The following is a 12543-nucleotide window of genomic DNA, read 5'->3' as shown; positions in this document are numbered from 1 at the left end:
GAAGTGTTTGGGAGAGAACGTCAAACATTGGAAGCATAAAAAAGTGCATAGCTTTTTCTTCTTCCAATGTTTGACGGGTAAGGAAAGTCTTTCCACCTGAACCTGGTTATTGGTCAGCAGTGGGACTTTAAATTATTTTATAAATGGGTATTTTGTGTAGATATCTACATCCGCAATCTTTCTCAAAGCCGGTCCTTTGCCGGTGAATATTTGTTTGCTTTCTACTATTATTTCATCTAAATCAAATCCTTGTATTGTTCTGCCCAATAGGAATGAAATGGTGTAATCTGTCCAGCTTCCACCTTTTGAAGTGGCTATTTCCGCTGCTCTTTTCATGATTTCCCAATTTTCTTGCTCTGTTAAATAGCCTACCCAATAGCACCATTTGGCTAATGATACAGCTCTGCAGATATCCCAGGCATAAGCAGATTTTACCTGAGTAACGGTATTTAGGTCTATTCCTAAACCATTGGAGATATCACTTTGAATGCTGCTTAATTTTTGTGAGGACTGAAGGAAAATGGGATCAAATTCACTACTTCTTTGTAGTAATAACAGGTTGTTCAAAGTTTCCTTCGCGGTGGTGCTGTTGGTTATTTCCCATTGTTGGGCTAATCCTCCGGTGTATTCATTCAAACTGTTTTCTGGTTTAATTCCGAGTATTTTTTCTCCTCTATAGTAAAATAAAATTCCTCCAAAGGCCAGTAATCTTTTTTGTTCGTCTGTTAATGGTGCGTCAGAATGATTGTTGTTGAAGTCATTGAGTTGTTGTTCATTGCGTTTTTTCATTGTTCTTTTCAAGACAAGAATATAGGCAATAAATGCTACGGCGATTCCGCCAATAATAAGGTAGAGGTTCGTGGTCATAGGGGATTTAAGTGTTTGATTGTTTTTTAAAGACAAAATTGCACGGTCAGTATGCAATGCTACAGAAAATTAGCTGCGAAGATAGTTTTTTGGTGAGAACATTCAAATAGTTATACATTTTTTTGGTGGCCCTATGTGTTCAACTGAACATATCAAAACGTGGGAGGAATAAAAGCGCATGCTTTTATTCCTCCCACGTTTTGAAGTAAAACCAGTAGTTTGCCCGTTATACTTTAGTTAAATGAAGCTGCATAATGTTGTTAGTGAGCAGTTTATATTCCTTCAGATTAAACGCAGCCTCCAAATCAAAGTTGGTACCCAGTTCACCGCCGTTGCCGGTAATGGTAGGAATGATGTTGAAGTAAATATCTGTTACCAGGTTTTTATTCAAAAACGCATTGTACGTTTTAGTACCACCGCCTACGGCAATCGTATTGAATCCTTTTCCCTGCAGGTATTCAATGGCTGCTTCCGGGCTGTTCACTACTTTGTAAGTAGCGGTATCCTGCAGTGTATTGGATAGCAATACCACTTCCAGACCGGCGAGGAATCCCTTCGTTGCCTCGGGCAATTGGTCAATGAATGCAAAAGTGCTGCTGCCGAGTACCATATTTCCTGCTTGCATGGCTACCTGAATGAAGCTGCTAACAGCTTCCGGAGGTGCTTCATGGTGCTTGTTTTCAGAGAGTAAAACTTTTCCGTTGGCCGAAATATTGGCCACTAATGTTATTGTCATAGCATATGCTTTTATCGATTGGGTACAAAGCTACCGGATGGGGATTTTATGTTCACTATTCGTTACCTTCAGGTAAGTAACCTTTTTTAAAATGCTATCAATTGAATTTGGAAACGCGTCGCTTTGCAAAGAAGCGCGGCTGGCATTAAGAGATGCCATCGAGTTATTAGGCGGAAAATGGAAGATTTGTATTCTCCAGCACCTGGAGTTCGGCACCAAACGCTTTAAGGACTTGCAGGAGTTAATAGTAGGCATCTCTCCCAAAGTGCTGACACAGGAGTTGCTGGAATTAGAGCAAAACCTGCTTATCACCAGAACGGTTAACAATACAAGGCCCATTACGGTGTCCTATTCCCTGACGCCATTCGCTTATGAAGCGCAGGCCGTATATGACGCCTTGCTGGCGTTTGGTATAGAACACAGAAAGAGAATAAAAGGAGAGCTCTCCGGGAAAACCAATGTTACTGTTTAGCCGCTATTGTTTTGCTCATTAATGTTTCTTCATAACCAACATTATAGTGATAGATAATAAAATCCCTCACTTTTTGCCAGCCATTTTTATAGTAAAATGCCAGGCCTTCCGGTGATGCCGCCAGTTGTAACGTAGTTAGTCCTAAGTTTGCTGCATAATTTTCAAGGTGGTCCATTAATAGTTTGCCGATTCCCTGACGCATATGTCCCAGCCGGGTGTAGAAGCCTACTACCGCATCGCCGTCTAACGCGATGGTACCAACGATTTTATGATTGATCTCGGCGCAAAATACAGCCTGAGTGGCAATTTTATCGCGGAGCACGGGGATAGAATAGTATCGCACAAATGTGGCCCATTGTTCATCGTTGTAGTGAGGTTTCAGCATGGTGTGCGTATTCTCGTAGATCATCTCACTTAGTTGTTCGGCATCTGAAACCTGGGCGTTCCTGATATGGAGTGTTGACATATGAAGGGTTGAAATAGTTTGTTGTAACATTGAATGCCCCGATAAGGAGCAATGGAAAATTGTTGTTTATAAATGATAAAGAAGGGATGAAGATAAGTTATTTTGATATTGATGCCCTATAAGGGATATCGATGAAACCATTTGTTTTCTCTATTTTACATTGAAATACACCGCAATGGATACCCTGTATACTGAGCTGAAAGATTATATCTATCGTTACTGTGAGGGGCTTATGACAGAAGATGAAGTGGTGGCGAAGAAGACAGTGTTGTATCATTTCCCGTCAATGGAATCTGAGTCGATGCTTAAAGAAAGAATCGTTAACCGATTATGGAAGGAGCATCAGCTTGAATTACCTTTAAACTATTGTCCAGCCTGTCATAAAATTGCGAGGACTCCAAAAGCCCGTCAATGTCGTTTTTGCTTTCATCATTGGCATTGAGACCAAGCACATTTTTATACAACAATCACTTTCGTCAAATTAACATGTAATCCCTTCAGCGCCGTATACGTTAACTTATCCATGGTAGCGCCATCAAAGCATACGCTTTGCAGTGCGAGGTAGGATTTGTTGGTAAAAGAGAAAGGCAGTTTGAAAGTTACCTGCTTCAAAGTGGCGCCTTTGAAAGAAGCATTTTTTAATGAAGATTTGTTAAACCGCACCCCCACGAAGGTTTGTTCATCAAAGCAGGCATCTTCCAGATTGCATTGATTGAAATCAACACCATCAAAAATACAGCGCTCAAAAACGGTTTTATTAAGTTCGGTAGTACTGAAGTTGACGTCGGTTAAGGTGGTATCCGTGAATTTGGCGCCCTGCCCGGATATGTGCAGGGTTGTGCGTACGAGGATCGTTTTATCGAACACGGCGTCTGTGAGGTCAACGATGGAGAAGTGGCAGTCCGTCAGATTCGCTGCCGCAAAATTAGCTTCCCGGGCATCCAGGGTGTTAAAGGAGGTACCGGTTAAGTCGGCGCCGGTAAAGTTAGCGCCTCGTAGTGAGCTCACTTTGAACTTTCCATTATGTAGCGTAACACCGGCGAAATTTTCCTGTTGCAGGTCAATGGCAGTGAGGTCAATTTGTACTTGCCGGTCCTGCGAACGGGAGTGGGGTTCGGCCGCTGGTGCTACAACAGGCGCTGCTGCAGGTGAGATGTCTTTGGTACCTGAAGGTAAATTTGCAGAGAAGTAGTTAAGGTCAACACCCAGAATTTCCGCCAGGCGGTTAAAAGTCGTGATGTCGGGCATTGATTCTCCACGTTCCCATTTCCCCACCGCCTGCGGACTAATAAAAAGTTGTTGGGCAAGTCGTGCCTGAGATATTCCCTGTGCTTTCCGCGCCTGGGCAATTTTACCACCAATAGTCTGGGTATCCATATGATTTTTTTTACCCCACAAAGATATTGTGCTTCCTTACTGGAAGCAACAAAAAACGGCAACTGTTAGTTGTAATTACGCTACTTACAGTGTTTTTTATGAAATGGTTGAGGTAAATGTCCCCCTTTGGGCTATTCAGTCGTCATAAGGCAAACACACGATTTATGACTAAAAAGACAGCTTTGCACATTATTTCCAGCGCCCGGGGCAATGAATCATACAGCAGGGCCTTAAGTTCCGCTATTATCGACAAATTAATCAGCAGGCAGGAGATTGACACCGTTGTGGAAAGAGACCTGACCAGGGAAACGCCGCCGTTTATTAAAGAAGACCTGGTAGGAGCGTTTTATACCAATCCGGGTTCCACTGAGCAACAGCAGTTATTAAAATATGCCGATACAGTGGTCGATGACGTCAGTAAGGCCGATATTTTAGTGATTGGTACGCCCATGTATAACCTGGGTATGTCTGCGGTATTAAAGGCCTGGATCGACCAGCTGGTCCGTTTTGGGATTACCTATGGTTACGACACCGGTGTGAGGAAGGGGCTTCTGAATGGGAAGAAGATATACCTGGCGATTGCTTCCGGCGGGCGACTGGCAGATTGGCCCAGTGGTCATGAATTCATTACATCGCATATTGAAGCCATCATTCATGCGTACGTTGGAACAGCAGAAATTCATACTTTCAGGGTAGAAGGTACCGTAATGCCTGGTTTTCAGCCAGACTATCAAAAGATTTTAGCGCACTTGTAAAATATATGACTATGAAGGATTTCGCATTAATTTTTAGAATAGGGGATATCGCTGATTTTACGCCATCACCGGAACAGATGAAAGAACGCATGGAGTGGTTAGCTGCCATGGATGTGCAACATAAATTAGTGGATAAAGGCAATTCGTTGTTGCCTACATCCGGCAGCGCTAAAACAGTGAGGGCGGATAACGTGGTGACGGATGGCCCCTATACAGAAATTAAGGAGTTCATTGTAGGGTATGTAATTATCAGAGCAGAAGATATCGCCGAAGCGGTGGCTATTGCTAAAACAAGCCCGGTTTTTAAGATCGGGGGAAATGTGGAGGTAAGGGAAATATTGGGGAGGGAGTAAGTAGATACAGTGTCTTAATTGACTCAGTAATTTGGATACAATATTTGGCAGCCGGAGATATCTTCCGGCTGTCTTTTGTTTGACGAGTTAGTGTTTTTTTTGTTAATCAGGTATAGTTAACATTAATGGATGAATTCACAGCTGCGTAATGAGGACTATTGTATCTATGTTAGACAACCAATTTTTAGAGATCATTCAACTGATCAGGAGCTCGCGAATAGCCGCAATGAGATCAGTTAATACTGAATTAATAAACCTGTATTGGAATATAGGGGAGTACATTAGCAAAAAAGTAAAGTGGGCGGAGTGGGGGCAATCTGTGGTGAACGATTTAGCACTTTATATACAACGTAATGAGCCAGAGCTGAAGGGGTTTTCCGATAAGAATCTTTGGCGTATGAAGCAATTTTATGAAACCTACGAGGCTTCTCCTGATCTTGCTCTGTTACTACGTGAAATTTCCTGGACGTGTAACTTGATCATTTTTAGTCGCACTAAATCTCACAATGAACGTGATTTTTATCTTAAGCTTTGTATTCGGGAAAAATATAGCTCCAGGGAGCTGGAGCGACAGATTAACAGTGGCATTTTTGAGCGGACGATCATAGGTAATTCAAAACTCTCAGCACTGCTGAGAGAAATTCATCCGAATGTAACTAATGCATTTAAGGATAGTTATATATTTGATTTTTTAAACCTGCAAGAGCCGTTTAACGAAAATGATTTGCAAAAGGGGTTGGTGAAGGAAATGAAGAATTTTATACTGGAATTAGGCAAGGACTTTTTATTTGTAGCGGAGGAATATAAAATTCAGGTTGGAAATTATGATTTTTATATTGATTTATTATTTTATCACAGGGCGTTGCAGTGTCTGGTCGCTTTTGAGTTAAAAGCAGACAGATTTAAGCCAGAGCATATGGGGCAAATTAATTTGTACCTCGAAGCATTAGATAGAGACGTTAAAAATGATAATGAGAATCCCAGTATTGGAATATTACTTTGTAGAGATAAGGATAAGGAAGTGGTGGAGTATACACTAAGTAGATGTCTATCGCCAACACTTATTGCAGAGTATCAAACCATACTTCCTGATAAGAATCTTCTTCAAAAAAAGCTTCACGATATTTTCGAAGCGGAGAACATACTAAAAACGGAGAAAACTTAGTGTTGGGAATAGTGCCCGGGAAACGAGTCATGTTAGCTATTCTCTTTCTCAAAAACGAATATTCCCTTCTCAACAGGATAATTAAATTATTGTCATGTTAAAAATAGGAAACTACCGGCTGGCTGCATTCAGCGGACCCGGTGGCTTCCTTCACCCGTTGCGTGATACGTTCGAAAGAAGGTATCACGCTTTTTTTGCGCCTATCCTAATTAATGATTATTTAATATGCGCATCATTTCCATCGTTTAATTTTGTTGCTGTCGAATTCGGTACTGTAATGATCCAGGAAATGAAAGATTTGTCAGACAAAGACCTACTACAGCAATGCAATGAAGGCGATCATACTGCCTTCAACGAATTGTTTCGCCGCTATTTTAATAAACTGTATCAATACACGCTTAGCTTCACTAAAGATACCCTGGTAGCAGAAGAGCTGGTGATGGACGTAATGCTCAACCTATGGCTGAGAAAAGGAGATATTACCGTCACAGATAGCCTGAATCCTTATCTTTTCCGCGCCATGAAAAATACATTGATCAACTACTGGCGCAAAAAGATCCTTCCTGTTACTTCCCTGAAAATCTCCGAAGAAATTGATTTTGCCGATTCCCGTTCGGCGGATCACACTATCTTAACTTCAGAACTAGATAATTTGTATAGCCAGCACCTGCACGCACTGAGTCCCCAGCGTAAGAAGGTATTTGAGCTGAGTCGCCATGAAGACCTTACTTATCCGGAAATTGCCAGCCAGCTAAACCTGTCTGTCAAAACGGTAGAACATCATATGAGCGCGTCATTGATGTTCCTGAGAAAGAAACTGAAACCCCTTTCTGATACAACCCTCATTATCCTCTTCCTGCTGTCTCAATAAAATTTTTTAACGGGCATTAGGGGTACCGCTATTTTTTTGTGTTTTAAACAGTATAAGCACAAAAATGGAAAAGCGGGTTGACAAAGCACTCATCGAAAAATTCATCAGCAATAACTGCACACCGGCGGAGATAGCCGAGATACGCAGATTCCTGGAACAGCCGGGTGCCGATCAGATTTTTGAAGATATCCTTAATGAACAATGGGAGCGTAGCCATCTTGATACTCCGGTGGATGAAATACAGCTGCAGCATTGGGAACGTAAGTTTCAGCAGAAAGTAGCGACACTCACACCGCCTCCAAAGAAAATTAAACGATTCCCTTATCTGAAATATGCGGCTATATGGGCGCCGCTGATTACATTGCTTGGTCTGGGTGGATATCTGTTGCGTAATCATGCCAAACCCACAGCTGTGGCTATGCTTACCAGCAGCACCACTACCGGAAAGCTATTGAAAATTCAGCTGCCGGATAGTACCATCGTATATTTAAATGCTTCCAGCAGTTTAGAATACCCAGAAATATTTACAGGAGATACCCGTGCAGTGATGCTTCATGGAGAAGCTTTCTTTGACGTAAAACAGGACGACAAACATCCCTTTTTTGTTACCACTGATAAATTACAGGTACAGGTATTAGGAACTTCTTTTAACGTGCGGTCATATGCGGATGATGCGGATATAGCCGTTACCGTCACCACCGGTAAAGTAGGTGTAAAGGTGCCGGAGCCAACAAATGCAGCTGCTACGATCTTGTTACCCGATCAGGAATTTAATTATACAAAACATACGCATCTCACTAAAGTAGCTGCAGTCAATGCCCTTGACAGTAAAGCCTGGGGAGAAGGCGCCTTTATATTTAATTACGAAACACTGGAGAATATCACCAGGCGTCTTTCCCGGTGGTATGGCGTCACTTTTGTTTGTAGGGATCACACACTGTTGCAGAAACGTTTCAAGTTGAAACTAAAGAATGAAAACCTTCACAATATTATGTTGGCTTTAAGTACGGCCGGCAATGGATTTAAATATGAATTCAACAACACACAAATCATCATTAAATAAGTCTTCCATCTAAAAAAATCCTATATGTGATCAGCTAATTAGCGCTATCAGCAAAGAAAGAGAAGATCCGAAAGAAAAAGAAGCGGAGGGTTCGAGGCCTCCACTTCCGGGTAGCTTTTGTGATCTATTGACAATCCATGTAACAAATCTTTTAAAAGCTATGTACAATTCTACGAAAAAAAAGAATGTAATTAAACACCTATGTGCAATGACCAGGTTTGCCTTTAATGTACTAGTCATTATTTTAACGCTGGCAGGTACAAGTGTTGCTGAGCCGGTAAAATCCCAGGACATGAATGATGTCAGGGTATCCGTGACCCTGAAAGAGGTGCCATTGGATCAGGTACTGGATGCACTGGAACGCCAGTCGGGCTTTACTTTCGCTTATCCGCTTGACATTGGAAAACTAGGCCCGGTGAGCATTCAGGTGCATAAAGAAACGCTTGCCGCTACACTTGCTTCACTGGCAGCTGATCATCGCCTGGTATTTAAACAGGTGGGCAACCTGGTATCTGTGAGTCGTCAGCAGAAGCCCGGACGAATCATCGGAAAGGTCACAGATGAAAAGAATGAACCGTTGCCAGGGGCCACTATCCGGGTACTGCAAACGGGGATGGTAGTACCTGGCGCGACAGATGGCACTTATCAATTATCCCTTCCTCCCGGTACGTACACGGTGGAGGTAAGCTATGTTTCCTTCCGGTCAAAGCGTATTACCGAGGTGGTAGTGGGGGAGAATCGTGTAACAAGACTGGATGTAGTGATGACGCCCGCTACCAGCACACTGAACCAGGTAGTGATCACCTCTAAGTATAAAACAGAAAGTACAGCGGCGTTGTATGTACGTCAGAAGAATGAAGCGGGCATCACCAATGGTATCAGTCGCGAGCAAATTGCGGCGCTACCGGATAAGAACATTGGGGAAACACTGAAGCGTATTTCAGGAATTTCTACCAACGACAATCGTCGCGTGGTGGTACGTGGTATTGCAGAGCGGTATAACCTGGCGATGATGGATGGCGCCATATTACCCAGCACAGATGTGCAGGTGCGCGATTTTGAGTTTGATATCGTACCGAGTAACCTGATCGACAATGTAGTGGTATCCAAAACAGCTACCCCTGATATGAGCTTTGGTTTCGGTGGCGGATTGGTGCAGATCAACACCCTGGCTATTCCGGATAATAAATTTACCACACTGAGTATTGGTAGTAAATATATTGCCGGTAGTACTGGTAAGGACTTCCTCGGATACGGCCGTGGCAAAAACGACTATTGGGGCTTTGATGATGGCAGCAGGGATCATTTCCCGAAAGACCTGCTGATATTTACGAATCAAAATTATAATCCTACCAATCCCAATGCGACGCCGACGGCAGGCATTACGCCTATCACACCGGCCATGATTGCAGAGCAGAATAAAAAAATCGGCGGACTGGAACGCATGGGTTTACGTACTTACAAAGCGATGCCGGGCCAAAACTACCAGTTCAGCCTGGGCCGCAGCTATCAGCTGAAAGGTAGTCGGATTGGTTTTGTGGGCTCATTGAGCTATCGTAACGAACAATCTATTGATGATATTCCCCATTTCGAACGTGGCACCTGGGAGAAATTAGGCAACAACGGTTATGATGTGGAAACTGGTGAGGAGTTAGAACCCACTTATGCGCATCAGTATAATTTCAATACCAGCTGGGGCGCTTTATTCAATGCCGGGTGGGCATCGAAAAACCATAAAATCACGGTGAGGAATTTTTACTCCCGGATGTTTAGTAACCAGTTTTCGCGTATTGTAGGTTTTGGAAACGATATTGGCTTTGGTAAAGATTTACCGGCAATACGGGAATATGATCGTCCTAAGTTCATCGACTTATTGCAAACCCGCATCAATGGCGAACATACTTTTGGTGCGTTTCGTTTCGACTGGAATGTCTCCCGCAATCAACTCAATAATCTGGAGAAAGATGCGGTAGAAGCGTGGCTGGCGCCCACCAATACCCTGAATGGCAAAGTGTATAATGTAAGCCCGAATGGAATTACCAATCCCGGCACCGGTACCTTTAACCGCGGACAATACAAGTATGAAGAAACGAATCGTATTGCAGAAGGAGCGTTGAGCTATCATTTCCAGGTAGCCGGACAAAAGCAACTGATCAAAACCGGCTACCAGTACATGGAGCGCCACGGTTACTACGATTGGACCATATTACCCATTGGCACCCTGCAACCCATCGGTAGTGTATATGGTTATGTGCCGGTGCAGCAGTGGGGGCAATTCCTGGAGTTCAAAGATCCTATGAAAGACCTGCTATACTTTCCTGCTACTTTCTCCCAGAATGGTTATGAAGGAAAAAATGTGAACCAGGCCATATATGGCATGATGGATAATCGCTTCACCAGCTGGTTACGCCTGGTATGGGGAATTCGTGCAGAATATTATAAATATGAACGACTGAAAAATGGTGCAAACGACCTGGTGATTAGCACGCTGATTGATCAGGCACATAAAAACAGGTTTGTAGATCCGGCAACAGGAAAAATAGTGACCCCGTTTGCCAATGCAGAAACAGAGGAGAAAAAATGGCGATATCTGCCTTCTGCCAGTTTAACGGTAACACCTACACGGAATATTAATATCCGCGCGGCCTATTCCCAGTCTGTGGTAAGGCCTGCACTGATTGAGAATTCACGTATGATCCGCTTTGATCCGGCTATTGGCGCTTACCGCCGCAATGAAGGTGTGCTGTCTACCACCATTGACCACTACGATTTCCGGATGGAATGGTATCCTAAGCCCGGGGAAGTTATTTCCGCAGGCGTTTTCTATAAGTATTTCGATAAACCGGTGGAGCTATATCGTATTCAGCCCGATGCCAGTATGCGTGTATATGTAACCACCCAGAACTCCGAGTGGGCAAAGGTGCATGGTTTTGAATTTGATATCCGTAAAAGCCTCAGTTTTATCAGGCCGGAATGGCAATTCCTGGATAATATGTTCTTCAGTGGTAACCTGACGCTGCAAAGTTCAGAAGTGCAGGGTAGTTCCTTTGTCGGAGTGGGCATGAATCCGGATAAATATGGCAACAGCTATGAATATCGTACCAAGCTGCTGCAGCGGGAAAAAAGGCCTTTATATGGACAGGTGCCTGTAGTGTACAATGCAGGGCTGCAATACATTGGCAATCGCCTGGGCGCCAACTTTGCGTATAATCATATGGGTTATAAAACTTTCTCTACCGGTATGACACCCGATATCGTGGAATATGAACGGCCGCGTAACCAGATGGATGTGCAGCTGAGCTATCGCTTTTTGAAGCATAAAAACCTGGATGTGAAACTGAATATCGCTAACCTGATGGATAATCCGTACCGCTTTTACATCAATAGCAGCAGTACCTACAAAGTGCTGGATAAGTGGAAGGGGCAGTCCCTGTCGGCTATCCCGGAAACAGAGTGGAGCCAAATATACGAGTGGAAGTATGGCTTCTCCCAAAAATATGAAAATGGGTATTATGAAACTTCAGCAGATGGAAAAACCAAAACCAGGATTGGTGATAAAGACACCTTTATCCGTAAAATAGGTACCTCTTTTAGTCTGTCTGCCGCTTATTCTTTTTAAAAAATTACATCCATGAAGATATACAATATGATCTGTAGCCTGGCCACCAGCTTGCTGGTGCTGTCTTCCTGCAGTAAAAGTAAAAATGATTTCTATTATAAGGACGAAGTGCTGCCTGTCAGCATAAATGGGTATAACGGCGGCGATGTACCACTGGAACTAAAACTGGATACGTTTCTATTTGAATATTCTGCCAATGCGCCTTTTGATCAAACAATGGGCTATTCGTTTACGGGGCAGCAGGACAAAGTAAACCTGCAGATCACAGAACAGGGCACAGGAAAACTGGTGATGGAGAAAGTGTTTAAAAGAGACAACGGTCCGGTTAAAATCAGCTTTTTATACCTGGACGGAAAGGCCGGCGATATGCCGGAACGCCCTGCAGTGGAACAGGGAAAGATTAAAGTGAAATATATGTTCCGCCCGATACTGACCCAATATAAAGAGCCGGTAGATATTGTGCTGGGTAAATATTATATGACACCGAAGGTATTTGAAGAAATAACCCGGTTGAAAAATGTAAAGCCTAATGAGATGAGTGAATCTGTCTCACTGGCTACCTTCTCCACCGCCGGTCAACTGTACAACGGGCAGAAGACGGCTGTTTTATTCCGGGCCTACATTTACAAGGCTGGTACCAATGAGTTTTATACCGCTGGTACTGACTATTCCTGGCATGCGACTTTGTCCACCGCTCCGGTACCGTCTCCTTCCAGCACCTCCGCCAAGGTGTATATCTTCAGCGAATCCGATGACGATAACAGTATCCGCTTCACCAAAAATCTGGAATTGTAAACAC

At 43.3% G+C, this 12543-nt stretch carries 12 protein-coding genes; 8 read left to right on the top strand and 4 right to left on the bottom strand.

Annotated features, from left to right (window positions below; genetic code table 11):
• Positions 1 to 132: 132 nt before the first annotated feature.
• Together AC1DFM_RS32700 and AC1DFM_RS32695 are read right to left on the bottom strand one after the other, a co-directional pair.
• A complete protein-coding gene (locus tag AC1DFM_RS32700) occupies positions 133 to 867 on the bottom strand; it encodes a DUF1266 domain-containing protein (RefSeq protein ID WP_477080992.1) in 735 nt (244 codons plus the stop codon).
• A 226-nt stretch (positions 868 to 1093) separates the two neighbouring features.
• Positions 1094 to 1603: a dihydrofolate reductase family protein gene (locus AC1DFM_RS32695; protein ID WP_477080991.1), complete on the bottom strand. Its 510-nt coding sequence runs from the start codon at positions 1601 to 1603 to the stop codon at positions 1094 to 1096.
• 91 nt (positions 1604 to 1694) lie between these two features.
• Here AC1DFM_RS32695 and AC1DFM_RS32690 point away from each other — a divergent pair, with 91 nt between their 5' ends.
• On the top strand, positions 1695 to 2075 hold the full coding sequence (locus AC1DFM_RS32690; protein WP_477080990.1) for a winged helix-turn-helix transcriptional regulator: 381 nt from the start codon (positions 1695 to 1697) through the stop codon (positions 2073 to 2075).
• Here the strand turns inward: AC1DFM_RS32690 and AC1DFM_RS32685 are convergent.
• Both AC1DFM_RS32685 and AC1DFM_RS32680 read right to left on the bottom strand, forming a co-directional pair.
• Entirely contained in the window at positions 2065 to 2541 is a 477-nt protein-coding gene (locus tag AC1DFM_RS32685; RefSeq protein WP_477080989.1) for a GNAT family N-acetyltransferase, read from the bottom strand. The two genes, AC1DFM_RS32690 and AC1DFM_RS32685, sit on opposite strands and share 11 nt — an antisense overlap.
• 456 nt (positions 2542 to 2997) lie before the next feature.
• On the bottom strand, positions 2998 to 3918 hold the full coding sequence (locus tag AC1DFM_RS32680) for a pentapeptide repeat-containing protein (RefSeq protein ID WP_477080988.1): 921 nt from the start codon (positions 3916 to 3918) through the stop codon (positions 2998 to 3000).
• A 164-nt stretch (positions 3919 to 4082) separates the two neighbouring features.
• On the opposite strand from AC1DFM_RS32680, the gene AC1DFM_RS32675 reads away from it, so the two are divergent.
• The 7 genes from AC1DFM_RS32675 to AC1DFM_RS32645 all read left to right on the top strand — a co-directional run bounded on the left by AC1DFM_RS32675 (position 4083) and on the right by AC1DFM_RS32645 (position 12539).
• The gene (locus AC1DFM_RS32675; protein ID WP_477080987.1) at positions 4083 to 4673 is read left to right on the top strand and encodes an FMN-dependent NADH-azoreductase; all 591 of its coding nucleotides are present in this window, start codon (positions 4083 to 4085) and stop codon (positions 4671 to 4673) included.
• 11 nt (positions 4674 to 4684) lie between these two features.
• A complete protein-coding gene (locus AC1DFM_RS32670) occupies positions 4685 to 5026 on the top strand; it encodes a YciI family protein (protein WP_477080986.1) in 342 nt (113 codons plus the stop codon).
• Positions 5027 to 5192: 166 nt separating this feature from the next.
• A complete protein-coding gene (locus AC1DFM_RS32665) occupies positions 5193 to 6191 on the top strand; it encodes a PDDEXK nuclease domain-containing protein (RefSeq protein ID WP_477080985.1) in 999 nt (332 codons plus the stop codon).
• Between the two features lie 94 nt (positions 6192 to 6285).
• Positions 6286 to 7062, top strand: coding sequence for an RNA polymerase sigma-70 factor (locus tag AC1DFM_RS32660; protein ID WP_477080984.1), 777 nt, complete (start codon positions 6286 to 6288; stop codon positions 7060 to 7062).
• Between the two features lie 64 nt (positions 7063 to 7126).
• Positions 7127 to 8125, top strand: coding sequence for a FecR family protein (locus AC1DFM_RS32655; RefSeq protein WP_477080983.1), 999 nt, complete (start codon positions 7127 to 7129; stop codon positions 8123 to 8125).
• Between the two features lie 208 nt (positions 8126 to 8333).
• Positions 8334 to 11744, top strand: coding sequence for a TonB-dependent receptor (locus tag AC1DFM_RS32650; protein ID WP_477080982.1), 3411 nt, complete (start codon positions 8334 to 8336; stop codon positions 11742 to 11744).
• Between the two features lie 12 nt (positions 11745 to 11756).
• Complete coding sequence (locus AC1DFM_RS32645) at positions 11757 to 12539, top strand: hypothetical protein (protein WP_477080981.1); 783 nt, start codon at positions 11757 to 11759, stop codon at positions 12537 to 12539.
• Positions 12540 to 12543 lie beyond the last annotated feature (4 nt).

The sequence above is a fragment of the Chitinophaga sp. 05T412 genome (genome assembly GCF_056396465.1).
This window is presented reverse-complemented; position numbering and strand designations above follow the sequence as displayed.

What these genes read in the sequence shown, in the direction of transcription:
- AC1DFM_RS32660 (WP_477080984.1), top strand. Translation starts at nt 6,286, where the DNA reads ATGTTAAAAATAGGAAACTACCGGCTGGCTGCATTCAGCGGACCCGGT.
- AC1DFM_RS32655 (WP_477080983.1), top strand. Translation starts at nt 7,127, where the DNA reads ATGGAAAAGCGGGTTGACAAAGCACTCATCGAAAAATTCATCAGCAAT.
- AC1DFM_RS32690 (WP_477080990.1), top strand. Translation starts at nt 1,695, where the DNA reads ATGCTATCAATTGAATTTGGAAACGCGTCGCTTTGCAAAGAAGCGCGG.
- AC1DFM_RS32700 (WP_477080992.1), bottom strand. Translation starts at nt 867, where the DNA reads ATGACCACGAACCTCTACCTTATTATTGGCGGAATCGCCGTAGCATTT.
- AC1DFM_RS32665 (WP_477080985.1), top strand. Translation starts at nt 5,193, where the DNA reads ATGTTAGACAACCAATTTTTAGAGATCATTCAACTGATCAGGAGCTCG.
- AC1DFM_RS32670 (WP_477080986.1), top strand. Translation starts at nt 4,685, where the DNA reads ATGAAGGATTTCGCATTAATTTTTAGAATAGGGGATATCGCTGATTTT.
- AC1DFM_RS32650 (WP_477080982.1), top strand. Translation starts at nt 8,334, where the DNA reads ATGACCAGGTTTGCCTTTAATGTACTAGTCATTATTTTAACGCTGGCA.
- AC1DFM_RS32680 (WP_477080988.1), bottom strand. Translation starts at nt 3,918, where the DNA reads ATGGATACCCAGACTATTGGTGGTAAAATTGCCCAGGCGCGGAAAGCA.
- AC1DFM_RS32675 (WP_477080987.1), top strand. Translation starts at nt 4,083, where the DNA reads ATGACTAAAAAGACAGCTTTGCACATTATTTCCAGCGCCCGGGGCAAT.
- AC1DFM_RS32645 (WP_477080981.1), top strand. Translation starts at nt 11,757, where the DNA reads ATGAAGATATACAATATGATCTGTAGCCTGGCCACCAGCTTGCTGGTG.
- AC1DFM_RS32695 (WP_477080991.1), bottom strand. Translation starts at nt 1,603, where the DNA reads ATGACAATAACATTAGTGGCCAATATTTCGGCCAACGGAAAAGTTTTA.
- AC1DFM_RS32685 (WP_477080989.1), bottom strand. Translation starts at nt 2,541, where the DNA reads ATGTCAACACTCCATATCAGGAACGCCCAGGTTTCAGATGCCGAACAA.